This is a genomic window from Shewanella sp. SR44-4 (genome assembly GCF_014163715.1).
In the GTDB taxonomy this organism is placed as follows: Bacteria; Pseudomonadota; Gammaproteobacteria; order Enterobacterales; family Shewanellaceae; genus Shewanella.
Map to the genome: position 1 here is coordinate 1 of NZ_JACJDU010000031.1, position 26,140 is coordinate 26,140.

Sequence of the window (26,140 nt, forward strand, 5' to 3'; positions counted from 1 at the left end):
CGACGAAGATAAGCATCGTTGGAAAACAAAAGCGATGCATGATGAATACATCGATGCTTGAGGCGGTATTAAAGGCTGGTTTTGGTGCTTAGGTTAAAAGTTAAGCACTCATGCGGTGGCCCTGACTAGATTAGCCACTAAGCCTGCCATAGCGCCTGCCATAGCCGTTAACCAAAAACAGATATGAAATTAGCTTCATAATTCAATTAGGCAAGTCATCCAACCCAATTTACAATCTAGGTTTTCGATCCTACCGTGTTGATAATCCGGTTATTCGGCTTATGACTGTATAGTCATTATCTTTCTTTAATGGTTGTACTTTAACGCTATCGGACAAGCCTACACTTTAAACGCTAAATCAACATAGCAAGTTTATGACTAAGATTTTATCTTTTCTAGAAAATAGGCAACAACGATTTTATCTTTTCTAGAAAATAGGCAACAACAAATAAAACCACAACATATTGATAACATTATGTTTTAAAGATGAAAAAATTACAATTCAATCAGAAAAAAATACCGTTTTACATTATTACTGGCTCATTGAGCGGGTGAAAAAATAAGCCATTTCGCTTGAGATATCATCACCTACACCTTCCCTTACCAAAAACACTAAACATAAGCTGTTGATATTAATTGTTAAATTTAAATATCGATAATTAACTCTCTGTTACTTTTATAAAGTTGGCATCTGTTTTGTATTTAGTTAGATGTATTTACGTAATTAACTAGGAGTACCTTATGAAAAATACGATTCTTACTTTAGCCGGACTTATTTCGTTAGCCTCTTTTAGTACTTATTCTCACGCTGATGACTTCAAGAAAGACGTAGCAGAAAATGGCGTTTATGTCGGCGCTAATTATGGTTACCTAAAAGTCGATGGCGAAGATGACTTTGACGACGACAATGATGTACTCCAGGGCCTAGTAGGTTATCGCTTCAACAAATACTTAGCTCTAGAAGGTAGCTATATTGATTTTGGTAGTTACGGCAACAACTTATCTAGCGCTGAAACAGATGGTTATACCGCTGGTCTAAAAGTGACATTGCCAATTGCTGAGCGAATAGAGTTGTATGCCAAAGGTGGTCAGTTATGGTACTCAACAGATTATGACGTGGTCGGGTTTTCTGGCAATAAAGATGATGAAGGTGTATTTGCCGGTGCTGGTGTCGCGTTTAAAGTAACAGATCGTTTTTTAATTAATGCGGAGTACACTTGGTATGATGCAGAAATTAACTTAGATAATGTCTCTAACGGTTCTGACACAGAAACAGACTTTAAGCAGGCTAGTATCGGTGTTGAATATCGTTTCTAGTGATTCTAGTGATTCTAGTGATTCTAGTGATTAAGTAGAGTGCTTAAATTAACTACTTAATAATAAAATTCAGAAGGGTGTAATGCAAATTGTGTTACACCTTTATTTTATACCTATCATTCTAAGATCCGCATTAAAGCGATTAACCTTCTACCCAAACAAGTTATATGAGCATCGCTCTTGTGTCTGCGATTTACGTCAATAAAACAATTGATGATTTAGGTTGCTTATCTTTAACTCTGTTTATTCACTGCGATGCAAAATTTACATACTGAGCTTGGGGCTCAAAACAACAAGCGCTGTATTTTTATCGCCACGGAGTATTGCGATCCTGCAGCATAAAAAAGTAAGAATCACACGTTGAAATAATCAAAAATCGACTTTAAAACGAGCCACTCGCGCCTCAGTTAACGTACATTGGGTAAGCTGCATAAGTTCCCCCAAGGTGATACCTGGAGTTTGTTTAATTAAGCGGACAAGTTTTGCATCTAATGGCTCTAACTTATCTGCATGGCCAAGAAGCGCGGTCTCAATCTTTTGAATAAGATAACGAAAATTATCATCATTTTGTGCTTTTAACTGTTCAGTAAACGACTGAATATTAACCGCCTCACCGATAACGCCCCAATTCCGAGACCGACGTACACGCTTCAGCTCGCAGTTAAATTGCAGCGCAATGACTTTGGCTTGCTTGGTTTTCTCCCCACCAATTCGATGAATAAGCGATGGAAGTGGGATGGTAATATCTTCAATCATAATATTTTGTGGCAAACCTACTTTGTTGAAATGAGTTCTGGCTAAAACACTTTTATCGGTAAAAACTACTAACTTCAACGTTATCTATAACTTACTAGCATATCTTTAAAATCAACATAGTAATAAAAATCAGAATTATGTAGTAACCAATCTCTTGTCACGATTGATGACGTTTTAGCGTTCGCATTTTAACGCTATAATGCCACTCGAAATAATCACCTGCTATCAATATTAACCGCTTACCAGCGCATTTAGCGCCCTTTCTGTTGAAAGCTAATGTTAAAATATGTTGAATAAAATTAAGTAAAAATACCTCATGAGTCCAGAACGTTTTGCCCGAATAAATCAAATGCTTGATAACCGCCAAGTCGACTTAACGGTTTGCCTTGATAAAGTGCATATGACCAATAATATTGCTGCGGTTCTTCGCTCTGCTGACTGTGTGGGCATACATCAAATTCATGCAGTGTGGCCCGATGATGATATGCGGGTATCGGGTAATACCGCTTCTGGCAGCCAGCAATGGGTTGATACCGTTAAACATTACACTTTTGAAGAAGCTCACCAGGCCTTTAAAAAACAGAAAATGCAGATATTAACCACTACGTTTTCGGACTCTGCGGTTGATTTTCGTGAGATTGATTATACTCAACCCACTGCCATTATAATGGGTAATGAGCGTGACGGCGTCAGCGCAGAAGCCATTGCGGCAGCAGACCAACATATCATTATTCCCATGCGTGGCATGGTGCAATCGCTTAACGTGTCGGTTGCCGCAGCACTAGTGATGTATGAAGCTCAGCGCCAGCGCGAAGTAGCCAAGATGTACGGTACACGTAGACTGGATCACAGCTACTGCCAGACTATGTTATTTGAACAAGGTCATCCGGTTTATGCCAAAGCGTGTCGCCGCAAACAGATCCCCTACCCCGCCATTGATGATCAAGGCCAAATTGTAGCTGACAAAGAGTGGTGGGATAGAATGCGCGCACCAAATCCACAAACGTTGGTGGATTGATGCATCAACTCAGTACATCTACTAATAACTAATAACTAAGAACTAAGAACTAATAATTGAGGCCAGTAATTGAGGCCAGTATTCGGCCTCAATTATTCTGCACCACTGTTTGATAAGTATTCTGAACGACTTGATAGAGTTTTGATTCATTTGAAATAACCGCTGAGTTATAAGAAAACTACGAGGTTTATCAACCTGCCATCTACACTCCCTTGCCTACCATCAAATGATTGAACACTTACAGCTTACTGTCAGCATATTTCATCAAGTTGATGTATGAATCAACATAATAAGCATCCCGGTTATTGGCTAAAAACGTTAATAATTCAGCGTGTGCCTCAGATGACACCGATAAATAATCTCCTCCAACCCCATGAAATATTACGTTTACCAGTAAAGTATCTGCGGGAATATGGCGAATATAATCGATAAGCTCTTTGCCACTTTGGCCTTCTGGATATAATATCAGTGAAAATCGAGAATCTTTCCCTTGCCCTTTCACCGCTGTAAATAACTCATTGAGCTGACTCAGGTATTGTTGGTGACTCAACACATCAGCGCCAATCACCATATCGCCACAAGGCACCGTATAAGTCCGTTCCGATTGACCATCAATGGCCTTTAAAAAAGTATTGGCTACTTTTAGCTCTTCAATCATCTGCGCCACGCTGTAATGATCAAGATCATGATGCGCCTCTACCCAATATTTGTTCGGCAAAGAGGCTCGACAAGGATGATAAACACTGTGATTGCCAAGCTCATGGCCACGGTTAGCTGCTGCACGCCATTCATCTAACCGGACATTCATAACCGGAGAGTTTACTACCACATAAAAAGACGCCTTGAAATTATGTTTATCCAGCGCGGGTATCACATTGTCTAACTGACTATTAAGCGCATCATCATAAGACAGACTAACGGCTAACTTGCTCCCGCCTGGCCAAGTGAACGTATCACCTAGTGTGTTAACCGTACTTGGCGTTTTTGCATAGCTTGATAATGAAAGTAGTAGTGCAGCAAAAAAACAAATTGGTTTAATCATAATAATCTAGTGTCCATAAAGTCACTTGAACTAATTCCTTGTCATTAATCCACATGCGTTTAATCTACATCAGCATGGTTGAGTGTTATGTAATCAAAAGCTCAATCGTCTATTGGACTTGGCCGACGCCATGCATATTAGTCGCTAGTGTTAATCCTATAGGCAATTGCTTTTATGCGGTAGCCGTTTTTTATACAGTATTGAAAGCTATCGTTTATTCAACGCCTCAGGCAACTTCAGCTCAATTGGTGCAGATTCAATGATTGTATAATACTCATAAACTATTTAGGATCAGCACATCTGACTCGCAAACAAGAATTCACTTAATGACCACTGAGCTTTATTTTATCTACGACTCACATTGCCCTTGGAGCTATGCCACCACACCGTTGGTGAATGCATTGCAGCAAGCCTATCCCGAAATGAATGTACATTTACTGCATAGCGCACATTACATTGGCAAAGACAGTGCTGGCGAAGAGCAAATGGAAGCGGCTGCAAAAATGAGTGGACTGAAATTTGGCCGCGATCATATTCGTTACGTAAACAGTCCTAAAAGCTCAATCAAAACCGCAAACTTTATGGCCTGGTTGCAGGGCAAACAAGCTGACAAGCAATTAGATGTGCTCAATGCGCTACAAAGAGCCCATTTCATTGAAGGCAACCCGCTTAGCAACAAGCACGACTTTAATGACATTGTAGAAAAATTTAAGCTGTCACCATCAAATAAAGTGTTTAAAGATGAGCTCAGTATGGACGCAGAATACGTACTGGAAGGCATAGAGGAGATTCAACAAGTCATTGGTACTACCGGCTTTCCCGCTTTAGTCATGACCGTTAATGATAACGCCATTTTTATCGATCACTCACAATACCTGAGCAGCCCTCATGCTGTGGTTGCTGCGGTTGAAAAAGAGATAACAGCGATTAAACTCGCTAAAACTGAAGCATAACGATAACTCGTCACTCGCCAAATACATCATCGATGTGAATGCGCCAGCAGTAAGATCAAAAAAACCACGGCTAATGACCGTGGTTTTTAGTTAACCGCCTCTTTCAACCTTAAAGGTTAAGCAATGCTTTGAACTTGCGATGCGAGTAACCAAATGGCTAATGCAAAAAATATTACACCCATAAATTTATGTTGATATGTGCGGAATTTTTCGTTTTTGAGCAAAGATTTACCCAAACTACCCACTAATGCTACCAACAGCAAATTGAACGTCAATCCCATCACATTCAGCAACAAACCTAGCGCCAGCATTTGTTCACCTGAACTGGCACTCAACTGAGTAGACACAAACTGAGGCAAAAATAACACAAAAAAGATCAACGCTTTAGGATTCAGTAAATTGCTCAGTACCGCACGACGATAGAGTAATTTTGCAACATTACCTTGTTGGGTAATCTCGGGCGCGTCGCTTGTACCACTGCGCATGCAATCCCAACCCATTTTCAATAAATACGCCCCGCCCAATACCCGTAATAGCTCTAACGCCATTGGATTCATTGCCACAAGTGCAGAAACACCCATAGCAGCAAGCAAGGTTAACACCAGTCCAGAGGTAGCATTACCAAAACAGGCATACACACCCACTTTGCGGCCATAACTCAAGCTGGAACTGGCGATCAACAGCATGTCAGGTCCAGGAATTAATAATAACGCGACAACAGTGGTTAAATATAAAGGAAGTAAAGCCAGATCAATCATCATAAATACACAAACAACAGCTATTAAGACGGGAAAATAAGGCGCGGATTCTACAGCTATTCAACATGAATGAAAGTCATGTTGGCCTTCATGCCATGTTTAAGCACTGCGACCATTGGCAGAGATTGTTTACGGAAGAAGTGATGAAATAAGAGGTGAACAAACTTTACCCTCAAACTAGCTATTCTGGTTACTACAGACTAGTTATTTATAATAACAAAATATCAATAAACTATTATATTTCATATATATAGTTAATAATTATTCAGTTAAGTCAATATCAGTTATAGTATGAGAAATGGTAAGGCAATGATTCAAATAGAATAAATTAAAAGGAATTAAATATGACATCTGGCGATTTGGCGATTACCGCTCAAGAACGAACAAATGTGCTTAATGGCAACTTAGAAGCTTTCTGGAGAAGTCGACTAAACAAAAAAGATCCTGTAGCTCGGATTGGATATGCTCTATGGGTAACCGATACCGCAAAATTAAAACATGTTATTCAAAGCGGTGATACTAATTTTTGGAATAACAAAGGGTTTACTTACTGGGAGTTTATGGCTCGTTCGACTGTTGTTAATTTGGCAACCGGACTTGAACGTGGCGGCTTTCGGGGTACATTTTCACAAATGAGAGCGAAAATTAAAGACGTCGGTATTGAAGTAGCAAATCAACATATATCCTTCGTTACACATGACTATGACAATGGCAATATTGGCGAAGTAAAAGGTTTGCTTAGCCTTAAGCAAATGGCTGACTACCATCACATCGCATTTAAATTGTTCAATATCCCTAACCATTTTTATGGTGGTACTTGGCTTAATAATGTTCCTGATGAAGCGGAATTTACATTGTATGGTGAACTTTACTGCCATGACTGTGATTCTGCTGTTGGATATAAAGGAGCTAACCAATGAATCAATTAATCATATTCACTCCACTATTATTAATCGCGGCATGCAGCCCGAGTACCAGTACAATAAAATGGAATAAATACTGTTTACCGAAGGCATATTTAACGCCAGCGTCACTATCTACCGCACCAAGTAACGATTCAAATTTTGATAAAAATACAGGTTATGGACCTTCAATTTTTTTTGAAGGTAAAGAGCTACACAAACATATTTCTTCTTTTAAAGTAACATCACCTAGCCATTCAACAGGTCATATCTATCACCATATTCAAGTTAACCTTTCTAACAATAAAATTATTAAACATGTTTTGAATATTGAAAATTTAAGACGTTCTGATATGGAAAACATCAAATTTGAAGATCAAAGCCCATATCATTGGGTGGCATATGATAAGGCTGGAAGCGATTACCTATATTGGGGGGATTGTATGTTAGATGGTCATGGCGAAACAGATCCGAGTTATCGATGTACACATCAATTCAACATCGGAGACACTGTTGGAACTTATACTATTAAAGATGAAAATATACTTTTACATCAAAAAATTGATGAATTCATACTCAATAAACTTAATACATGGCAATGCCAGTAAACTCATACCAAATTGGGACTAATAATATGTGCTCACTTAAGCACATGAATTAACATAAATCGTTGAACTTGAACTACCTAATACTTCTGAATTCCGTTGTAGTATCAATTTTAATACAAGACCAGACTAAATAGGATCATAAATAAATGGAATTAACAGAAATAATAGGAAGTTATATATTAATTTTTTTTCTAAGTATTGTCTTTTCTTCATCTAAAGATAATGAGGTAGCATACATCTTAGGACCGGCATTATGCTACATACTCCCTTTTTTTACAGGTGATTTTTGGTCTCAGTTACTCGTGAGTATAATAGTTGCATTCCTAACATCTATATCGATAGGACAAGCAAAACTAGCAGGCGATGTAACAGGTACTGGAGCAGTCATGCTTATCTGCATAATAAGTCATTTTGTTTTATTCGTTATCAGTATCGCCGCATATTTCATTTTGACATTTTCAGGCTTCGTGATCGATTAATAACAAGTCCACAATGGCGAGTGTAGCATTGCTAAGAATTAGTATAATCAATTTATATATATTGTTTTCAATATTATTATGGATTTTTTAACTGCAATAAAACATCACATGCGCTGCCATGAGCGAAACTTAATGAGTAATGCTTGATAAGTAAATTTAGCGTTAATTGTTTATCTAAACTCTCACAAAAGCAAAAGGCCAGCGCTGACGGCTAGCCTTTCGTTTTTTGACGCTAAGAGTCAGCTTACTCAGTTCTACTTGTAGAACGCTTCAACCTTGCCTTTTACTGTCATCGTAAGCGGTTGGCCACGACGATCTAATGCTTTATGTGAGGCGACTTTTACCCAACCTTCACTGATGCAATATTCTTCAACATCAGCACGCTCTTTGCCATTAAACAAAATGCCAATCTCGTGTTCGAAAATTGCAGCCACATGGTGTGGGCTACGTGGATTAACGCTAAGGCGATCTGGTAAAGCGGGTTTAGCAGTAGTGTCGTTCATTGTCGTATGCTGTAGTTAATAAAACGTGCGCTATTGTAGGCAATACCGGCCTGATGCTCAATAGCGGCTGTCATAAATGTGAGTCGCACCGAAAAGATACTGTCAGCCAGGGAAGAAGTACTAATAATAAACGCTAAGCATCAGTGTTAGGCTGAGTGTTAAACTAAGTGTCTGTATTTAAAATCCCGTATGATATTTTCAATGCATTTTAATTGCATATGATTTTTAATTGCATATCGGTAGCGTTAGTTTACATTTAGCGTAGTGAGCGAAAGAGTATTGACTGCCACGGGTTCAATCAAAGGGATAATGGGCAAGGGATGATGACGCAAAAACGATCAACTATATGGCATTGGTTTTTAGACGGCAAGATTGCCCCCGCTAACCTTAAAGCCGCAATGTTAGAGGTCTATCCCCATCCAAACGCAAAAAATTGGCAATTATTAATCGCCAATATCTTACTGTATCTCGGAGTGTTGTTATTTGGCGCTGGGGTGATTTTTTTCATGGCCTTCAACTGGGATGCGCTATCACACCTCAATAAATTTGCCATAGTCGAAACCATATTTGCGTTGTTTATTGGCGGATTCTATCTCACTAACCGCGCGCAAAAAAAGCAATATTTACAGCAAAAATCCCAACATGATCAATATCATTTGCAAGCTCAACACAACCAACAGACTTATGGCTGGAGCTTAGCCAATGCAATGTTACTCGGGGCCAGTATTATGCTCGGGGCATTGCTGGCGTTAGTTGGGCAAACCTATCAAACTGGCGCCGATCCATGGCAACTATTCACCATTTGGGCAGTATTAATTTTACCTTTTGCTTACATCGCAGGTTTTGATCTGTTGTGGTTACTGGTAGTGGTATTACTCAACGTCAGCCTAGGGTTATATCTTCAATCCTTTGCTTCTGTATTTAGTTTTCTACTCGAAGACATGCAACAAATTGCTATTTTTGGCTTAGTTAACTTAGCCATTCACCTACTATTTACCCTTGCGAAAAGCTGTCAGTGGCGCGGACAATTACGCTTTAACTGCCCCATGGTAGAAGCAACCAGTTTACTGGCTAGTCTAAGTGCATTTACCTGGCTAATAGTGTGGATCATTTTTGACTTCAGCTATGACTTCGACTCGAGCGAACATATTACCTATTATGCGCTGCTTTACCTCGCCATCCTGACTAGCTTATTTGTTTGGTACCGTTATCGTTCGCCCGCTTTGTATCCGCTCACACTGGTGTTAACCAGCATAAGTACCGCGATTGTTTCGCTACTTTCAAAGGAGCTATTTGATAGCCACGACACCATTGGAGGCTTTTTTCTGATAGCGATGGTGGTCATAGGCTTAACCAGTGGCAGTTTATATTGGTTAAAAAAATTACAAACAGAGTTTGCTCAAACGGCAATGCTTAACAGTGAGGAAGCCGCTCATGAGTAACATTAAATCATACAACGCATTATGGCTGTCACTGCAAAATAAAGGCTGGGTAAATACTGATACCGCACCAGAATCCTTGTTAGCCAGCCCTTGGTATATCATTGCTGCACAAATGCTTGGTGGTTGGGTTGCTGCGCTATTTTTATTAGCGTTTGTGATGCTGGGGCTGTCATCTGCAAGTGATATAACCGAATCGTTTATCGGCTTTGGTGGCGTACTGAGTCTAGGATGCTTAGCGTATTACCGACTGGGTGAGAATCGCCAAGAATTTATTCTACAAATGGTATTTGCATTTAGTTTATGTGGACAAACAATGCTGCTTTTTGGCACCTTCGAAAGCCTAGAATCTAGCAACGAAACACTCATCGCAGTCATTTATGTGGTCACGTTTGTCATACACTGGATAGCCATACCCCACAAAGCCAACCAATTTGTCGCTGCATTAGCCATGGTTCCCAGCTTATTAGCCATCTTAGTGATTAACCATTTATCGCTACTCATATTGCCATTATTGGTGCTGAGTTTAGTGGTTATATGGACTCAGCTTTACCGATGGCCACAACATTATCAACGTATCAGAATGCTAGGTTACGCCGTTGCTATCAGTTTACTACTCGCCAATTTAATGTTGTCAGAAATTAGCGACACCATGGAACTGCCAAACGTACTCATGGCATTAAGCTCTAGCCTCAGTGACTACTTAGCTATCATAATCAGCCTATTATCTGCGCTATGGCTGATTAATCACATTTTTAACCAGCTCCATTCTAATGCCAATAGCGATGCTAATACTGATAGCAATACCGATAGCAATCAATTTGTTACAGTGCGTCCTCGCAACAAGTTGATGGTGATTCTTGCAGCAATATTAATCGGCCTACTTTCTATCGTCATGAGCGGATTAAGCGCCGCACTACTAATGCTACTGCTAGGCTATTTTTATAACGAGCGTAAATTAGTCATCATTTCGGTATGCGCCCTGCTCGCCTTTATCGGCATGTATTATTACTCACTCCACATCGACTTGTTTGATAAATCACTGTGGTTAATGGCCAGCGGCATAGTGCTACTACTGCTCAGATTTGCCATGAGCATAAATACCAACAAGACAGCTGAAGCAGAAATGACAATGAATACCGCGACAACGGCACACAATAAGGAGCAACCATAATGCAATTAAATACTATGGCGGCGCTCAACTCACGCCAACTCAGTAAGCGGTCGCTTTGGGCTATTATCGCGGCAGTATTGATACTTGCTGGTATTAACTACAAGATTTATCAACAAGAACACTTGTTGGCTAATGGCGAAATCATCCTGTTTGAACTGGCTCCCGTCGACCCTCGCTCGTTAATGCAAGGTGATTACATGGCGTTAAATTACGATATTGCGAGAACAGTTAGCCGGTCAGTCGATGAACTATCAAACACGTCAAATGACCATGATGGCTTTTTTATTGTCACACTCGACCAAAATCGTATTGCCCAATTTGACAGTATCTACAACGGTGCCACGCTAACACCAGCACAACGACTGATCCAGTACCGCGTTCGTGACGGCAGAGTCAAACTGGCCAGCAACGCTTTTTTCTTTCAAGAAGGCCGAGCTGAAGAGTTTGAACACGCAAGATATGGCGAGTTTAGAGTTAACCAGGCAGGACAATTGTTACTCAGTAACATGATAAACAAAGATTTTAAGCGGATCTAAGCAGATTACTGAAGAAATAGATTAATAATGAGGTATGTTAAAAGTTAATACAACCTTAATGGAACGAAACAAATTAACCTACATCTTTAAGTGATTCGATCTGACATTGATCAATTGTTTTATTGACGATATCGATTGCTATGTCAGTGGGTAATCGAGCATATTGATCAGAATTTAGTGCCAACGGTGATACTAGTAATGTAATAGTGAATAATTCTTCATCGGTCGCCATTGACCAAAAACCGACTAAAGCCTGACTATTGGGTACACTTGGAAATTCTGCCGTCCAAAAGGTTAATTTGGTATTATTTTGGTTCCAAGAGCCATTTTGAGCATGTATTAACCTAACATCGTAGAAAAGCTCTTCTTCCCATATTATTCCGTATTCGATATGAGCATTTTCCATAACTTCAGATCTGGAGATTTCTTTTGCAGGTTTATTTAGCAATAGGGAGTTATGTTCGGGTCTAATCACACCAACCGTAGCACTTATAATCTGGTTTTTATGTTCAAATTGAAAATCATACTTAATATCTTGACCGTACTTTGATTGATTACTGATAATTTCAGTCTCTGCAATCGCCGTTATCTGGCAAGTCATCGTAGATAGGTTACTAGCATAAGCATTGGCCGAAACCAATGAGACCATAAAATAAATAAATTTATATTTCAAAATATTATGTACCAAAACCTATCCCTTACCGCTCTTCTGAAAGCGACATTGCAAACAACATTACCATGAATAGAGGTATCCCACTCAAGGTGACTATAGCAACTTTGAATATAGAACCAATATTCAGAAAATCTAAAGATATTATCGAAAAGACTGAAATGGAAAAAAGATTCAAACACAAGGTGAAGCAAAAAATAGATTTATCAAAAAAATTAATTTTCAGTTTCAATTTTAATTTCTTTATTATAGAAATAGAATGAACACAAACTAAAAATAAAGAAAATAAATAAGCTATTATCCAAAATATCAATTAAAGATCCTCAACATTCAGTAAACCTCTACGTAAGAGCTCTTTTTTAGCTAACTTCATATCACTATCACTTAGCATTTTCATTGTACTTGCTAGAATCATTACAATGATTGTGCTTCTGCCAACTGCTCTAACAGAGCTTTTTGTAATATTTAAACCTGTTTTTTTAGATAACGACGATACCATAGATTCAGTAACTGCGCCTCCAGAAGCCTCTAGAGCAAAACCGCTTACACCCAATGCCGCCACGGAAAAAATACTACTAGCTAAAAAGCTCACCTCTAGTTTAGGTTCAACGGTGAAGAACCAATGAACTAGATTATTAAATGCCATGAATGCTTTTCAAAATTTTATCTATTTTATTATTTTTGTTTTTCTTTTTATGATGATTCGTCAGGAGCGGATTCAAATAAATCCCATTTTTATCTACTCTTCATGTTTCTCACAATAACGACTTAGCTGAGTCACAACTTGGTTGAAACATAATTCAAGCTCGATGATAGACTCATTCTTGACAATACGCCTCTCCGCAAGTGTTTCAACTTGCTGACAAATATCGGCTAACGTTAATGCCGAAACCGATTTTGATGACGACTTTAAGCCATGGGCTTGAAACGATAAATCGGCGTAGTTTGCGCTAGTCGCATAAACACTGATTAACTTAACTTGCTCACCTGCCGTTTGTAAAAAGGCATTAAACACCATGCAATGCACCGTGGGATCATCACCTAACATCGCATTTAACAATGCTATATCTAATTGATCGAATGAATCAGTCTCAACCTCTGACACTTTATTACCGTCAATATGAGTATTAACCATGGTTGTTGAGTACTCCATTAAAAGCGATTTAAGCTTAGCCAACTCAACCGGTTTAGTTAAAAAATCATTCATACCGGCATCGTAACAAGCATCGATATTGTCTTTAATAATGTTAGCTGTAATCGCAACAATGGCTAAATCTTTAAAGCGGTTATCTGCTCGAATCCTTTTCGCCAGGCCTAAACCATCTAAAATTGGCATTTGAATATCGGTTAACAGTATATCAAAACGTTTATCTTGCAGAGTTTGCCAGGCTTGCTCGCCATTACTCACAAACGTTGAATGTACCCCAAGCAAGGTTAATTGTTGCTTTAACACTAGCTGATTAGTCACTTGATCTTCAGCAACCAGTACTTCTAATATAGGAAAAGTCTCTGCTGAAACGAGTTGTTCGTTGATGTCTGCTATATCAGATTGAGTTGTAAAGTCTGTTTTAGCCAGTATGTCAGTTTTAGTGGATACATCGGCTTGCTTAAAAGTATTAAAAATTAAACTAAAACACGAACCCTTGTTTAGTTCACTTTGTACTCTTATCTCGCCTTGCATTCGCTCAACTAACTCTCGGGTAATAACCAATCCAATACCCGTGCCATTAATGTTGCTCGTTTCGGCACCTAAGCGATCAAATGGCTTAAACAACCGAGAAACGTCATCAGCAGCAAAGCCATAACCGGTATCTGCTACGCTAATTGTGCATTGGTTATTGCTCGATACGCTGCAGCTAATAAAAATATCGCCATGGGGTTTATTATATTTAATGGCATTAGAGAGTAAATTTAACATTACCTGTTTAAAGCGGCGCTCATCGACATAAAAGCACAGCCCTTCGAGTTCATTAAATCCCTCGATATGAATCGTCATCGACTGTGCATTGATAAGTTCACTTACAAACTCAACTGAATCCTCAACAACATGCTTGATTGGCACATAATCAAAACTGAACTGCATGTTACCTGACTCAATCGCCGTTAAATCAAGCACATCATTTATTAATAACAGTAAATGTTCACCAGCCCGATATATGCCCTTGGCATTGTCTTTTTGGACTTTATTAGCAAGATCATCATATTCATATAACTGTGCTAAGCCTAAAATTGCATTTAATGGCGTACGCAATTCGTGGCTCATGCTGGCCATAAAATCTGACTTTGCTTTACTTGCCGACTCTGCCTGTATTCGCAGGGAGTTTAATTTTTGATGATTACTCGAGACCTCGGTTGCCATGTGATTAAACGCATTAATGACACTGCCCACTTCGTTATTTTGGTGCTTATCGACATGGCAATCAAAATCACCTTTTGCCAGCCGTGCAAATGCAAATTCCAATGAGCGCAATGGTTTGGTTATTCTATAATCGACCAACCAAGCTAGCGCCATAAAAAATAAAACTAAAATCATAAATTGAATGTATATCAGCGTGTAATGCAGCTTTGATGATTCATTAATTTCATTGGTAAAGTTAACCACTAGCGTAATGCTTGCTAATGGTTTTTCTAAAAACATAATTTGTTGGCTAAGCAGCATGTCACCGCTTTGGGTTGCCCCGTTCCACACATCAAGCGGATACAATTGGTTACCGGTTGCCGTATCAACTATTTTAATGGCCTTCCAATTAGGCTGAATGTCTAATTGGTTATCTATTTGCTCGTAAAGCTCAGCGTATTGGCGGGTAAGCAAAGGCGTTGTGACAGAGGTTGAGAGTTGTTGTAATGATCGCTGTGCCGTTTTAGACAATCCATCATTAACCCAACGGGCTTGCTCTGGTAGCGCATAAAAAATAAATAAACAGGCAAGTAAAAAACCAAACGCCATTACGGCAATAAAACTCTGTGCCCGTAAACTACGCCAGCCATTAATTTTCAACATAAAATGAACGTAACCCCCATTGAGTTAATTGCTGATATTCAGCTAAAGTCGCAATACTGGGTTTAATAATGGGAATACCTGCAAGCAAGTGCTTGTGCTCTTCGCTTTGGCCTATATCTAAAATAGCTTGTTGCACTTTTTGCTGAATGGCAGGATCAACTCTTGGATGAGCCACAATAGGATGACGGCTTATTTTACGGGTTTTATAAATAATTTTAAGCTTGTCTTGTAGGTTTTGCGGTTGCTGTTTTAACGTGCCTAACACGCCACCGCCAGCCTTAGTAGAGTTTAATGCCACATTTAAATAAACCGAAGAGTGGGTTTGCACATAAACCGGCTTTATTGTTAGCCCATACAACTGCGCTAAATCAGCACGCATTAATAATGACGCGCCCAATGCATTAGGCGCCGGAAAAGCAATTTCGGCACCTTCTAACTGGCTAACATCGTCTATGCCGCTATTTTTATTCACCACTAACACACCTTGCAGTTGGCGCCCTGCATCTTTTATTAACGGCAAATAACCTTGTTTTTCGTTAGCGATGACACTGTGCCAAGGGTTCATGTAAGCAAAATCATACTCGCCATTAGCAAAGGCTTGTTCAAATACAGGTATAGACTCAACAGTGACTAACTTAATCGTCACCCCCGTCTGTTCACTGACCTGATCAAGTAAAGGCTGCCAAATTGCATTCAACTTTTGCGGCTCGTATTGCGGCACAACCCCAAACGTATACTCCTGGGCCAATAACCACGAGCTTTGAATTAAACATAATATTGCCACTACATACTTCATTAGCGCTCCAGAAAATAGCGTGTCATTTTTACTAGCTTAGTTAAATACTGCTCAAGTCACCATAAAAATATTATTTGAATTCAGGTCTATTGCATAATAAATGCTTTGGCTTGCTACTACTTGCCAATAAATATAATGCGATATAAGTCAGCAAATAATCAGTGTGTCCCCCCCACTTATTTATGATCTTCCCTCTTATTTTTATTCTTCATTAGCATCAGCTTTTCAGATTAGAACAATCGTTTTTATTCGCACCTACCATTTAGATACTTTCCTATACTCTGTTTTCGCTTAGTCATTTAAGCCCTGATTTTAATCCTCGAGTACATCAAGTAGATAGTTAATAGCTTGAGTGGTTAATTAGGTTTTGTATTTTAGCGTAACCATACATCTTCACATGAAGCGAAGATGCGTTAACTTTAAGGAAGCTAACAATGAAACATCCATTATTTAATCAGAAAGTACTCGCGGGTTTTGTCAGCATGCTGCTTATATCCGGCTCAGCTTTCGCCAACAATCACGAAAAGTCAGAAATGACCAAGCCCAAAGGAGCGGTTGGGACTGGGATAGCATTAGAAAACCAGGCTAAAACAAATCAATTTTGGTGGCCTGATCAACTCAATCTATCTGCGCTACGAGATCACGATAAGCGATCTAATCCTTATGGCGAAAACTTTGATTACGCCAAGGCATTTAACAGCCTTGACCTTGATAAAGTAAAACTAGACATTAATGCGTTACTGACCACATCTCAAGATTGGTGGCCGTCAGACTATGGCAACTATGGTCCCTTTTTTATCCGCATGACATGGCACAGCGCAGGTACTTATCGCACCCTTGATGGCCGCGGCGGCGCAGGTGGTGGCCAGCAACGTTTTGAACCACTCAACAGTTGGCCCGATAATGCGAGTTTAGACAAAGCACGACGTTTACTCTGGCCAATCAAAATGAAGTATGGAGAAGCCATTTCTTGGTCTGATTTGATCGTGTTAGCGGGTAATGTGTCACTTGAAAATATGGGCTTTAAAACCTACGGTTTTGCCGGTGGACGTAATGATGATTGGGAACCAGACATGGTGTACTGGGGACCAGAAGTTGAAATGCTTGCTAGCGACCGTGAAGATAGTAGCGGCAAGTTACAGCGCCCGCTTGGTGCCACTCACATGGGCTTAATATACGTAAACCCAGAGGGCCCAAAAGGCGTACCAGACCCATTGGGCTCAGCCAAAAATATTCGTGTGGCCTTTGAACGTATGGCGATGAACGATGAAGAAACCCTAGCCCTAATTGCGGGTGGACACACATTTGGTAAAATGCACGGTGCACACAAGCCTAAAGATTGTTTAGGTGCTGAACCTGCTGCAGCGGGTATCGAAGAGCAAGGCCTTGGCTGGAAAAACAAATGCGGTAAAGGCCACTCAGAAGACACTATCACCAGTGGTTTAGAAGGAGCTTGGACTCAAGCCCCAACACAATGGACCTCTTTGTATCTAAGCAATTTACTTACCTTTGAGTGGAAACAAACTCGTAGCCCTGCTGGCGCTATTCAATGGATCCCAACAGACGAGTCTTTGCATAAAGCCGTTCCTGATGCGCATGTTAAAGGCAAGTTTCACGCTCCTGTCATGACAACAGCAGACTTAGCATTAAAGTATGATCCTGAGTATCGAAAAATTGCTGAACGCTTTTTAGCCGACCCAGAAGAATACCGCTTAGCTTTCGCTAAAGCTTGGTACAAACTGACGCACAGAGATATGGGCCCATCACGTAATTTCTTAGGCAAAGAAGTCCCTAAAGAAAGCCTAATTTGGCAAGATCCTATAGATGATAAAACACAATCAAATATAGATGACGATGGCGTGCAAGCACTTAAAGCACAAATTCTAAAGTCTGACTTAACCGTGTCAGAGTTAGTGCGTGTAGCTTGGGCATCTGCGGCAAGTTACCGTCATTCAGACATGCGCGGTGGTGCAAACGGTGCTCGTATTGCACTAGCACCTCAAAAAGATTGGTCAGTAAATAATCCGGCTGAAACCGCTAAAGTGATTAAAACACTAAAAGCGATTCAAGCGGACTACAACGACAGCTTGTTTAGTAAAAGCAAAGTATCACTGGCCGACTTAATCGTTCTAGGGGGCACGGCTGCAATAGAAAAGGCCGCTAAAGATGCAGGTTTCACTGTGTCGGTGCCATTTAATGCCGGTCGTGGTGATGCCACACAAGCAATGACCGATATCAATGCCTTTAGTTTACTTGAGCTAACTTCTGATGGTTTTAGAAATTACTTTGACGCAGAGCAAAGCTACAAGTCGCCGGTGGACATGTTAGTTGATAAAGCAGACCAACTTGACCTATCGGTGCCAGAAATGACCGTTTTAGTGGGTGGATTACGCGCACTTGATGCTAACTACAAAGGGCTAAAACATGGGGTACTCACAAGCACACCGGGCACCTTAAGCAATGACTTTTTCGTCAATTTACTTGATATGTCTACGGTTTGGAAAAAATCGTCAACCGATGGTATTTATGAAGGATTTGATCGTCAGTCAGGTCACAAAAAATGGACTGCCACCTCAGTCGATTTAGTCTTTGGTTCAAACTCGGAGCTGCGTGCAGTGTCTGAAGTGTATGCGTTTGATACATCGAAGCAAAAGTTTGTGAATGACTTTGCTGCAGCCTGGACTAAGGTAATGAACTTAGACCGTTAAGATTAAGCTTCGTGACCAAGCGCAGCAACACTTAACAGCTGAAGCGCAACAGACACAACAGGACTTGAATCTTTAACATTCAAAAGCGAATCAATCGATTCGCTTTTTTTTATCTATAACACTCAAATAACCTTCGCTAAGCACACGACTATCAGATAATCACGTCTCATTCCAAGTGTGTAAGTAGAAGCTTTAGCCAACACGTTGGCTACTAAAAACGGTTAATGTCGAGCTGTACGAAAGTGCATGCAGTCATTTATACGGTGACGTTTCAGACGATATTTATAACTGAATTATTTTGCCACTATTACAGACACAATATGGATACACAGACAAAAAAGGAGCCTGGTTAAGGCTCCTTTTTTTGGGGTAAATGATCGATATCAATAAGCTTTTATTGATAAGCTATTATTAATAGCCTTTTAGCTTAGAAACGGCCAACAACACCAATTGCAGCACCGAAACCGTCTACGTCTGAATCAAGATCTTTAGACAATTCAAATGTTGCAGAAAAAGCGTCAGAGATGCGTAACCAGTAAGCCGTTTTAGCAATGAAAAAATCATCAGAACCGATGTCTGCGTAACCTAAACCCACAGACCATGCTTTAGTCACATACCAGTCAGCGTTTACATTAAAGAGATCGTCAGCATCAGTATGAGTCCACATAGCGCCTAAATCGATACCAGTAGTGCTTTTAAGATCGATAAAGCTGCGAGCTTCAAGACCATAGCTTGAGTCAATATCACTACCATCAACATAGAATGCCGCTACTTTTGAGCTGTCGTTGAAGTAATAACCTACATCAAGTTGGTAAATATCAGTATCAAAAACACCAGCGTCAAAACGCTCTACTTTAGCGCCAACAAACCACTTTGAATCAAAAACATAAGTGCCATCAACAGAGAAAACATCAATGTCAGCATCATCAATCATTGAATAGCTAGCGCCAACATTGGTAGATTGTGCTAAAAAGCCATTTAATGCATATGGGCCTTTTTCTTGTGACACAGAATCGAAATAGAAACGGTAGTTTAGATCCCATTGACCATCACCGAACTCTTCAGTATTAGCAGAGTATTGCAAACCCGCTTCGTGTTGAAATGGTGCATCTTGTGCAGCTACAGCTGGTAGTGCAGCAAAACCTAATACTAGTGCTAATGCAGTAACGTTTTTCATCAATCATTCCTTTATTTGATTATTTTACGCTAGGAGATTCAAGCAGATATAAAGAATGGATAAATCATAAAAAGGGGGTTTATCCATTAACTCAAATGTAGCCTAACCTTACCGTCGGGCTAACGCGCTTTCCTAGCGGCGCATACTCTAAAGTAATGAAATGCTAAAATAAACAACAAACTATAAATAATTGATAATTTTCAATAAAATACATCATACAGAATGTATTGAACACTGCTACTACCTACTTTAGCAATAGATAAAAACGTAACAATATCGTCAACTAAACGTTTATTTAAAATAGGCAGTAAATATTGTCATCAATAACCACGTGGATAATCAAACGAAATTTGAACACAACAGAGGTTTTAGAGGCTGCAACCAGTCGACTCGATAGCCGTATCAATTCAAACCGCGGTGTCTAAATAAAAACAGCTAGTTGCCACTGACATTTCTACACAACGGAAGTAAATTATTTCGGCAAATTTATGGATTTAAAGTTACGACCTATTGCATGGTTCAAACACGTTTAAAGACGACAACAATAGATTTGTTAACTATTTGATTTATGTTGATGATGACTATAGGTTATTGTCATTACATCAATTTTATTTACCTGGAACGTCAATGTCGACTTTGTTTAAGTTCATCAAAGGTGGTTTATTAAGCCTTTTTGTTATTTTTATCATCCTTGTTGCGTTTAATTGGCAAAGCGTTAATCGCTTATACAGCGTAGTCACCTTATTTGATGAATCCCTCGTGGTAAATAATTTCTCCAATATGAAGGATGTCTTTTTTAACAAAAAAATCGTTAAACAAGGCGAGCCTTATGTGTTCGACGTCGCCTTAACGCCTTTGCCTGAATCGTTTAACTATCGAAACAGCTCAACCAATACCGAAGCGTTTCTTAAACGCAGAGCAACAACCGCATTACTGGTGCTTAAAAATGACAAAATAACCTACGAGCAATATTTTCTAGGCACTAAAAGTGATGACAAACGTATCTCGTGGTCAATGGCCAAATCATTTGTGTCGATATTGTTCGGCATGCAGGTGGATGCTGGCAACATTGATATTGAAAAAACCGTCGGCTTTTATCTGCCCGAGCTTGCCAAGTCTGGTTATGGCGACGTCAAAGTAAAACACGTATTGCAAATGTCGTCTGGGGTTAAGTGGAACGAAGACTATCTAGATTTTTATTCTGACATTAACAAAATGGGTCGTGTACTGGCTATTGGCGGCTCGTTAGATCAAATGACCAGTGAACTGGTTAATGAATCAGCCCCAGGCAAAGCATTTCATTATGTCAGCATGGACACCCACGTGATTAGCATGATACTCAGGCGAGTTAGTGGGAAATCATTAATCGAACTTTTACAGCAAAATCTGTGGAACACCATCGGCATGGAAAGCGATGCCTATTGGCTGACTGATTCCCAAGGTAGCGCATTTGCGTTAGGCGGCTTAAATGTTACCACCCGTGACTACGCCCGCTTTGGCCGCTTATTACTCAATAATGGCGCATTTAATGGCAAGCAAATCGTGTCAGCTGCTTGGATAAAAGTCGCCACCACCCCACAAGCAGATTACCTACAACCGCAAGTCGGAAAATTAGGTTATGGCTATCAAATTTGGTTACCGCCAGAAGCACAGCAAGGTGAATTTTTCTGTGTCGGCGTTTACGGGCAATATATTTATGTAAACCAACAACACAATGTGGTGATAGTTAAAAACAGTGCCGATTTAGGCTTTCTTGATGAGCTGAATTCAAAACAAGAAACCATCGAATTTTTCCGTGAGATTGTGGCGTCATTGGAGTAGATGGAGACTCGTTAGACTCTGCCCCACTTTTCGATTGCTCGCTTTTCGATTACTGAGCATCAACCCGAATACCATGCGACGCAAGATGAAAAGTTAGCTTTTTTAGTCTGATAAGTTTAATAGTTAACGTCACATATTTCGTTTTTGAAGCAGCCTCTGCCGATTTAGCTCATCGAGCTGTTCGCTAAGGTTGAGGATTTGTTGTTGCAGCGCTTGATATTGAGTCTGGCTGGACTCATTAACAGGCTTGTCGCCCAACTCTTTCGTTGCCCACATTTTGGTAAGCTGAATGATCAGATGTTCGGCTTGGCTCAGGTTGTCATGCTCAATCTGTTTGATCATCAGTAACCGAAAGCAGTTGAACAGTATGTTGAGCATAAACTCATGGCTGAGCTGCTGCTCTTGTTCCTGAGTCATAGAGTCTTTAAAGCCGATGGCTGCGATTAAATTAGAGACTGTGGTAACTGTGGTTGCCCCAATAAAAAGCGACTGGATCTCAGGCTCTAACATCAGAACCCGCTCAAGCTGTTGCGACAACTTACCTTTATTCCACTGAGCGCCCAGCGCTTTAATGAACGTCATATCAACCCACCCGTTATAAAACCTTGTCTCTTAACGATACTGCCTATTAACGATACAGGCGCGCGGTCATAGGGACCAGATTTAGCCTTTGGATCAGTCGATCTAAATAGGCTTGAGTCAGCATTGCTATGCCGCGATAAAAATCAGTTCTAGCATGTTCATTCATCAGTTCGAGGCAGCGCCCAGACCAAGGAAGAAGGTGTTGCTGCAGCAAAATCATGCAGCTTCGTTCTAGTGGTTCGTTATCTTCAGTTTGATCCCATTGGGTAAACATTTGATCCAATACCGCGAAAAACAGACCGATATGATCGACTGGTTGATTACTATCCAGCTCGAAGCTGATCCCTTGTTCATGATAAAAGGCTTTTAGTGCCATAGTCGACTTATCATTGAGGAGTTGCCTCTCGCTCAAGTAAACCGATCCCCAAGGCACAGCATTGGGCTCGCCCGGTCCATAGAAAAGTTGTGCATAGTCCAGTTTTAAGGTTTGTTGTTTATCTTCAGTCCATTGGCCGAGATAATTGGCCAGCAACTCACGACCACTCGACTCTTTGCTCGATGCGGTAAACGGTGGCCAGCTTTGAGCAACATCATGCTCAATAAATCCTTGGATCAACTCTGGGGTCGGATCATTAAAGAGTACATTGTGAAGAATGCGCGCAATGCCTTGATATTCTAGGAGTTCATTTTCGTTAAGAGATGCCATGCTAACCTCGTTTGTTGAACTAAATGTATCGCCATAAACAGCAAATAGAGGTGCCACTCCACATGAGTGGCACCAATCGGGGGATTAAACTTCTGCGTAGTTCAACACTTCTCCATCAGTGTCACCACTTGGGCGAGAATGACGGTTAGGTGTAATAAGTAAGTTAGGTGTAGTAATACTGCTTTGTGGCAACGGAGCAACCGCGGGCGAGATGGCGCCCGGGTACTTAGCCATCAGCTCTTCCATCGGTCCGAAATCGATAGCTCGCATAGGGCAAGACTCCACACATGAAGGTTGTTTACCTTCGGCCAAACGCTCAAAACAACCATCACACTTGGTCATCACCTTACGATCTTTATCTATCTGCGGCGCATCGTATGGGCAAGCTCTTGCACAACTTTCACAGCCGATACAAAGATCTGCCGCCACATGGACTAAACCATCTTCGCGGCGTTTGTGCATTGCGCCAGTTGGACAAGCCTTAACACAAACAGGCTCCGAGCAGTGGTTACAAGCGATAGACATGTAATAGGCAAATACGTTTTGGCTTACAGTGCCATCACCATGTTCTGTCCATTGTCCCCCACCGTATTCATAAACCCGGCGCCAGTTGATGCCAACGGGGAGGTCTTTACGATCCTTACACGATATCTGACAGGTTTTACAGCCAGTACATTTACTTGCGTCGACATGAAAGCCGTATTGGATATTATTACTCATTGTTAACTCCTATCAGACCTTACGGATTTCAACCAGGTTAGTGTGCTGAGGATTACCTTTCGTTATCGGTGTAGTGCGTTGTGTGGTAAGCACGTTCAAACAACCGCCTTTATCCACATTGCCACCAGGTAGGAACCAAGCGCCCTGCCCCAGTGCTGTTACGCCGACCATAATACGAGGTGTTATCTTAACTTCGACTTCGATGGTGCCGCGATCATTGAAAATGTGGACCTTATCACCAGTGCTAAGTCCGCGCTGATTCGCATCGATTGGGTTCATCCACACAGCATCCTGCACCGCTTCACGCAGCCAAGGGACGTTGTGAAAACTAGAGTGGGCACGGCCCTTAGTGTGATAACCAGTAAGTTGTAATGGATACTTCTTCTTGGTTTCAGTATCTTCATAACCTTCCCAGGTCGGCACGTATTTAGGTAGCGCAGATATTACGTCACCCTCTTTGAGCTTCCAGGTACGCGCTTTTTCCGCTAAGCGTGATGAGTAGATCTCAATCTTTCCAGAGGGTGTGCCGAGTGGATTGGCATCGGGATCGGTACGGAAATCTTCCAGTACGATATAACCCCCGTTCGGCAAATATTTGCGATAGATACCCTGTGTGAGCATCACCTCTTTTGCTGGTAATTCTGGGGTAGCCTCTTTAGATTCGGCATAGAATTGATCCAGCCAATCTTTGCGACTCTTACCTTCGGTAAACTCGGCTTCAACTCCCATGCGTCTTGCTAAGTCGACACAGACCTCATAGATAGGACGGCTCTCGAACATAGGGTCGACACTGCTGCTCATCTGTACCAAGGAGGCGGTATCACCTGCGGCGTAACTTTGGTTAACTAAGTCTTCTGATTCAAGCCATGACACGTCTGGCAATAAAACATCGGCAAACTTAGCACTGGGTGTCATCCAGTTGTCGACCACTAGGATAAATTCACATTTAGTTTCATCCTGGAGTAGCTTCTCTGTTTTACGCACTTCAGAGTGTTGGTTAATTAGGGCATTACCACCGTAGTTGATAATCGCCTTAATATCAGTATCCAACTTACCGTCACCCGCTTCATCAAGGTCGACACCTTGTACTCCATCGGACAGAACGGTCATGTTTTTGCCATCTTCGATGGCCTGAGTAAAGGTAAAGAATGATATCGCTTTCTTCACTGGGTTTGAGCCAGTAGGCATTGATGGCGCGTGTAAAGAAGAGCCCTTACACAAACCACCACAGTTAGTGCCCGGCAGACCCAATTGACCTAACAGGATGGGTAGCATGTAACCCGCACGGGTGTTGTTTTCACCAGCAGCCTGACGGTTTAGCGAGGCGGCAATTTGAATGAAAGGTGCGCGAGCTGCAGCCAGTTCGCGGGCCAATTCGACAATGAGATGAGCTTCGATACCGGTAATAGCAGCAGCCCACTCTGGCGTTTTAGCATTAACACCCGGAGTTAAGTCGCCAACTTTCACGTTATCGAGAATATATGCTTTGTAGCTCTCTTCATATCCAACGCCTTCAGGCATGGTTTTCTCGTCATAACCGACACAGTATTTATCCAGAAAGGCCTGATTAACGGTGTTAGTAGTAATCCACTCATAGGCTAAGGCTTCAAACAGCGCCGCATCGGTACCCGGACGAATTGCCAACCACTGATCTTCTTTACCTACCGCAGAGTCGGTGTAACGTGGATCAATCAAAATAGTCTTAAAGTTATGCTTTTGCTTCTGCACCAAGAAGTCATAGGCTTCGCCCGAACCACTCATGCGGATTTCGGATGGGTTGTAACCAACCATCAGCACTAAGTCTGAGTTTTGCATTTCAGACACACTACTTCCTTGCCAGCCAGGGCCTGCAGAGCCATATGTTTGTCCAGCGGCTTCATAAATTTGTGACCAGCTATAATCGCCATAAGCGTTAAGATAACCGCCCTTAAGGTTCATTAAGCGATACAGGCACTGTTTACCGGAGAAGTGATAACGTGCACCCGAGTTATAGGTGAAGTGAATCGATTCATTACCGTACTGGTCTATAGTGCCTTGCAGTTTTTCGGCGACAAGATCAAGGGCTTCATCCCAGCTAATCCGCTCAAATTGTCCGCTACCACGAGGACCAACACGCTTCATCGGGTATTTCAGACGATCAGGTGCATAAACACGTTTACGCAAAGAGCGTCCTCGTGGGCAAGCGCGCACATCATGATCGCCGTACTTATCTGTGGTGGTAAATTGAGACTCTACCCGGGTAATCACCCCATCGGTAGAAAAAACCTGTACCGGACAGTTAGATCCACAGTTAACCAAACAAGCCGACCAGTTGAGGTTTTCACCGGCAACAGGTGGCGTAGGCGGCACTACTTCAACATCTTTAGAGCTTGAGTTACAGCCTGAAACCGTTGCTACGCAACTTAGTGCGGCACTCATTTTTAAGAAACTTCTGCGTTCCATTATCTTTTCCTCATTGCAGTTATGATTAGCAC

General features: G+C 41.0%; 24 protein-coding genes. 11 read left to right on the forward strand and 13 right to left on the reverse strand.

Annotation, left to right across the window (positions count from 1 at the left end; translation table 11 throughout):
• Positions 1–741: 741 nt before the first annotated feature.
• Entirely contained in the window at positions 742–1,317 is a 576-nt protein-coding gene (locus tag H5125_RS14290; RefSeq protein ID WP_011636217.1) for a porin family protein, read from the forward strand.
• Positions 1,318–1,686: 369 nt separating this feature from the next.
• On the opposite strand, the gene H5125_RS14295 is transcribed toward H5125_RS14290, so the two are convergent.
• Positions 1,687–2,073: a ribosome recycling factor family protein gene (locus H5125_RS14295; protein WP_182744586.1), complete on the reverse strand. Its 387-nt coding sequence runs from the start codon at positions 2,071–2,073 to the stop codon at positions 1,687–1,689.
• A 316-nt stretch (positions 2,074–2,389) separates the two neighbouring features.
• On the opposite strand from H5125_RS14295, the gene trmH reads away from it, so the two are divergent.
• Positions 2,390–3,091 (forward strand): tRNA (guanosine(18)-2'-O)-methyltransferase TrmH, encoded by a 702-nt coding sequence (gene trmH / locus H5125_RS14300; protein WP_182744565.1) that lies wholly within the window; start codon positions 2,390–2,392, stop codon positions 3,089–3,091.
• A 238-nt stretch (positions 3,092–3,329) separates the two neighbouring features.
• Here the strand turns inward: trmH and H5125_RS14305 are convergent, their stop codons facing one another.
• Positions 3,330–4,133 carry a polysaccharide deacetylase family protein gene (locus H5125_RS14305; protein WP_182744566.1) on the reverse strand — a complete coding sequence of 268 codons (804 nt, stop codon included), beginning with the start codon at positions 4,131–4,133 and terminating at the stop codon, positions 3,330–3,332.
• Between the two features lie 326 nt (positions 4,134–4,459).
• Between H5125_RS14305 and H5125_RS14310 the strand changes: the two genes are divergently transcribed.
• Positions 4,460–5,086: a protein-disulfide isomerase gene (locus H5125_RS14310; RefSeq protein WP_162022372.1), complete on the forward strand. Its 627-nt coding sequence runs from the start codon at positions 4,460–4,462 to the stop codon at positions 5,084–5,086.
• 116 nt (positions 5,087–5,202) lie between these two features.
• Here the strand turns inward: H5125_RS14310 and H5125_RS14315 are convergent, their stop codons facing one another.
• On the reverse strand, positions 5,203–5,847 hold the full coding sequence (locus H5125_RS14315; protein ID WP_101086012.1) for a LysE family translocator: 645 nt from the start codon (positions 5,845–5,847) through the stop codon (positions 5,203–5,205).
• Positions 5,848–6,188: 341 nt separating this feature from the next.
• Here H5125_RS14315 and H5125_RS14320 point away from each other — a divergent pair, with 341 nt between their 5' ends.
• From H5125_RS14320 to H5125_RS14330, 3 genes are all read left to right on the forward strand, one after another.
• Complete coding sequence (locus H5125_RS14320) at positions 6,189–6,764, forward strand: hypothetical protein (RefSeq protein WP_220487361.1); 576 nt, start codon at positions 6,189–6,191, stop codon at positions 6,762–6,764.
• Entirely contained in the window at positions 6,761–7,354 is a 594-nt protein-coding gene (locus tag H5125_RS14325; RefSeq protein ID WP_182744567.1) for a hypothetical protein, read from the forward strand. The genes H5125_RS14320 and H5125_RS14325 overlap by 4 nt, the downstream gene beginning before the upstream one ends.
• Before the next feature lie 146 nt (positions 7,355–7,500).
• Entirely contained in the window at positions 7,501–7,833 is a 333-nt protein-coding gene (locus H5125_RS14330; RefSeq protein ID WP_123776478.1) for a hypothetical protein, read from the forward strand.
• Between the two features lie 254 nt (positions 7,834–8,087).
• On the opposite strand, the gene H5125_RS14335 is transcribed toward H5125_RS14330, so the two are convergent.
• Complete coding sequence (locus tag H5125_RS14335) at positions 8,088–8,336, reverse strand: DUF3297 family protein (protein WP_011638562.1); 249 nt, start codon at positions 8,334–8,336, stop codon at positions 8,088–8,090.
• 320 nt (positions 8,337–8,656) lie between these two features.
• Between H5125_RS14335 and H5125_RS14340 the strand changes: the two genes are divergently transcribed.
• From H5125_RS14340 to H5125_RS14350, 3 genes are read left to right on the forward strand one after another with little or no spacing between them, the layout of a single operon-like run.
• A complete protein-coding gene (locus tag H5125_RS14340) occupies positions 8,657–9,778 on the forward strand; it encodes a DUF2157 domain-containing protein (protein WP_182744568.1) in 1,122 nt (373 codons plus the stop codon).
• Positions 9,771–10,949, forward strand: a complete 1,179-nt coding sequence (locus H5125_RS14345; RefSeq protein WP_182744569.1) for a DUF4401 domain-containing protein — start codon at positions 9,771–9,773, stop codon at positions 10,947–10,949. The genes H5125_RS14340 and H5125_RS14345 overlap by 8 nt, the downstream gene beginning before the upstream one ends.
• Complete coding sequence (locus tag H5125_RS14350) at positions 10,949–11,485, forward strand: GDYXXLXY domain-containing protein (RefSeq protein ID WP_259395467.1); 537 nt, start codon at positions 10,949–10,951, stop codon at positions 11,483–11,485. The genes H5125_RS14345 and H5125_RS14350 overlap by 1 nt, the downstream gene beginning before the upstream one ends.
• 73 nt (positions 11,486–11,558) lie before the next feature.
• Here the strand turns inward: H5125_RS14350 and H5125_RS14355 are convergent, their stop codons facing one another.
• The 4 genes from H5125_RS14355 to H5125_RS14370 all read right to left on the reverse strand — a co-directional run bounded on the left by H5125_RS14355 (position 11,559) and on the right by H5125_RS14370 (position 15,952).
• Positions 11,559–12,173 (reverse strand): hypothetical protein, encoded by a 615-nt coding sequence (locus tag H5125_RS14355; RefSeq protein WP_162022368.1) that lies wholly within the window; start codon positions 12,171–12,173, stop codon positions 11,559–11,561.
• Positions 12,174–12,468: 295 nt separating this feature from the next.
• Positions 12,469–12,801: a hypothetical protein gene (locus tag H5125_RS14360; protein WP_182744570.1), complete on the reverse strand. Its 333-nt coding sequence runs from the start codon at positions 12,799–12,801 to the stop codon at positions 12,469–12,471.
• Between the two features lie 93 nt (positions 12,802–12,894).
• On the reverse strand, positions 12,895–15,156 hold the full coding sequence (locus tag H5125_RS14365; protein ID WP_182744571.1) for an ATP-binding protein: 2,262 nt from the start codon (positions 15,154–15,156) through the stop codon (positions 12,895–12,897).
• Positions 15,143–15,952 carry a phosphate/phosphite/phosphonate ABC transporter substrate-binding protein gene (locus H5125_RS14370; protein ID WP_101086016.1) on the reverse strand — a complete coding sequence of 270 codons (810 nt, stop codon included), beginning with the start codon at positions 15,950–15,952 and terminating at the stop codon, positions 15,143–15,145. The genes H5125_RS14365 and H5125_RS14370 overlap by 14 nt, the downstream gene beginning before the upstream one ends.
• Before the next feature lie 434 nt (positions 15,953–16,386).
• On the opposite strand from H5125_RS14370, the gene katG reads away from it, so the two are divergent.
• A complete protein-coding gene (katG, locus tag H5125_RS14375) occupies positions 16,387–18,660 on the forward strand; it encodes a catalase/peroxidase HPI (RefSeq protein WP_101086017.1) in 2,274 nt (757 codons plus the stop codon).
• Between the two features lie 427 nt (positions 18,661–19,087).
• Here katG and H5125_RS14380 read toward each other — a convergent pair whose 3' ends face one another.
• Entirely contained in the window at positions 19,088–19,837 is a 750-nt protein-coding gene (locus tag H5125_RS14380) for a putative porin (protein ID WP_101086018.1), read from the reverse strand.
• Positions 19,838–20,464: 627 nt separating this feature from the next.
• Between H5125_RS14380 and H5125_RS14385 the strand changes: the two genes are divergently transcribed.
• Positions 20,465–21,658 carry a serine hydrolase gene (locus H5125_RS14385; protein WP_101086312.1) on the forward strand — a complete coding sequence of 398 codons (1,194 nt, stop codon included), beginning with the start codon at positions 20,465–20,467 and terminating at the stop codon, positions 21,656–21,658.
• 129 nt (positions 21,659–21,787) lie between these two features.
• On the opposite strand, the gene H5125_RS14390 is transcribed toward H5125_RS14385, so the two are convergent.
• The 4 genes from H5125_RS14390 to H5125_RS14405 all read right to left on the reverse strand — a co-directional run bounded on the left by H5125_RS14390 (position 21,788) and on the right by H5125_RS14405 (position 26,108).
• The gene (locus H5125_RS14390; protein ID WP_101086019.1) at positions 21,788–22,240 is read right to left on the reverse strand and encodes a hypothetical protein; all 453 of its coding nucleotides are present in this window, start codon (positions 22,238–22,240) and stop codon (positions 21,788–21,790) included.
• Between the two features lie 46 nt (positions 22,241–22,286).
• Entirely contained in the window at positions 22,287–22,946 is a 660-nt protein-coding gene (locus H5125_RS14395; protein ID WP_101086020.1) for a molecular chaperone, read from the reverse strand.
• Between the two features lie 84 nt (positions 22,947–23,030).
• Positions 23,031–23,666, reverse strand: coding sequence for a DMSO/selenate family reductase complex B subunit (locus H5125_RS14400; RefSeq protein ID WP_011638570.1), 636 nt, complete (start codon positions 23,664–23,666; stop codon positions 23,031–23,033).
• A 12-nt stretch (positions 23,667–23,678) separates the two neighbouring features.
• Positions 23,679–26,108, reverse strand: a complete 2,430-nt coding sequence (locus H5125_RS14405; RefSeq protein WP_101086021.1) for a DMSO/selenate family reductase complex A subunit — start codon at positions 26,106–26,108, stop codon at positions 23,679–23,681.
• Between the last annotated feature and the right edge of the window lie 32 nt (positions 26,109–26,140).

Coding starts and splice junctions, on each gene's coding strand:
- H5125_RS14290 (WP_011636217.1), top strand. CDS start 742: ATGAAAAATACGATTCTTACTTTAGCCGGACTTATTTCGTTAGCCTCT.
- H5125_RS14295 (WP_182744586.1), bottom strand. CDS start 2,073: ATGATTGAAGATATTACCATCCCACTTCCATCGCTTATTCATCGAATT.
- trmH (WP_182744565.1), top strand. CDS start 2,390: ATGAGTCCAGAACGTTTTGCCCGAATAAATCAAATGCTTGATAACCGC.
- H5125_RS14305 (WP_182744566.1), bottom strand. CDS start 4,133: ATGATTAAACCAATTTGTTTTTTTGCTGCACTACTACTTTCATTATCA.
- H5125_RS14310 (WP_162022372.1), top strand. CDS start 4,460: ATGACCACTGAGCTTTATTTTATCTACGACTCACATTGCCCTTGGAGC.
- H5125_RS14315 (WP_101086012.1), bottom strand. CDS start 5,847: ATGATGATTGATCTGGCTTTACTTCCTTTATATTTAACCACTGTTGTC.
- H5125_RS14320 (WP_220487361.1), top strand. CDS start 6,189: ATGACATCTGGCGATTTGGCGATTACCGCTCAAGAACGAACAAATGTG.
- H5125_RS14325 (WP_182744567.1), top strand. CDS start 6,761: ATGAATCAATTAATCATATTCACTCCACTATTATTAATCGCGGCATGC.
- H5125_RS14330 (WP_123776478.1), top strand. CDS start 7,501: ATGGAATTAACAGAAATAATAGGAAGTTATATATTAATTTTTTTTCTA.
- H5125_RS14335 (WP_011638562.1), bottom strand. CDS start 8,336: ATGAACGACACTACTGCTAAACCCGCTTTACCAGATCGCCTTAGCGTT.
- H5125_RS14340 (WP_182744568.1), top strand. CDS start 8,657: ATGATGACGCAAAAACGATCAACTATATGGCATTGGTTTTTAGACGGC.
- H5125_RS14345 (WP_182744569.1), top strand. CDS start 9,771: ATGAGTAACATTAAATCATACAACGCATTATGGCTGTCACTGCAAAAT.
- H5125_RS14350 (WP_259395467.1), top strand. CDS start 10,949: ATGCAATTAAATACTATGGCGGCGCTCAACTCACGCCAACTCAGTAAG.
- H5125_RS14360 (WP_182744570.1), bottom strand. CDS start 12,801: ATGGCATTTAATAATCTAGTTCATTGGTTCTTCACCGTTGAACCTAAA.
- H5125_RS14365 (WP_182744571.1), bottom strand. CDS start 15,156: ATGTTGAAAATTAATGGCTGGCGTAGTTTACGGGCACAGAGTTTTATT.
- H5125_RS14370 (WP_101086016.1), bottom strand. CDS start 15,952: ATGAAGTATGTAGTGGCAATATTATGTTTAATTCAAAGCTCGTGGTTA.
- katG (WP_101086017.1), top strand. CDS start 16,387: ATGAAACATCCATTATTTAATCAGAAAGTACTCGCGGGTTTTGTCAGC.
- H5125_RS14380 (WP_101086018.1), bottom strand. CDS start 19,837: ATGAAAAACGTTACTGCATTAGCACTAGTATTAGGTTTTGCTGCACTA.
- H5125_RS14385 (WP_101086312.1), top strand. CDS start 20,465: ATGTCGACTTTGTTTAAGTTCATCAAAGGTGGTTTATTAAGCCTTTTT.
- H5125_RS14390 (WP_101086019.1), bottom strand. CDS start 22,240: ATGACGTTCATTAAAGCGCTGGGCGCTCAGTGGAATAAAGGTAAGTTG.
- H5125_RS14395 (WP_101086020.1), bottom strand. CDS start 22,946: ATGGCATCTCTTAACGAAAATGAACTCCTAGAATATCAAGGCATTGCG.
- H5125_RS14400 (WP_011638570.1), bottom strand. CDS start 23,666: ATGAGTAATAATATCCAATACGGCTTTCATGTCGACGCAAGTAAATGT.
- H5125_RS14405 (WP_101086021.1), bottom strand. CDS start 26,108: ATGGAACGCAGAAGTTTCTTAAAAATGAGTGCCGCACTAAGTTGCGTA.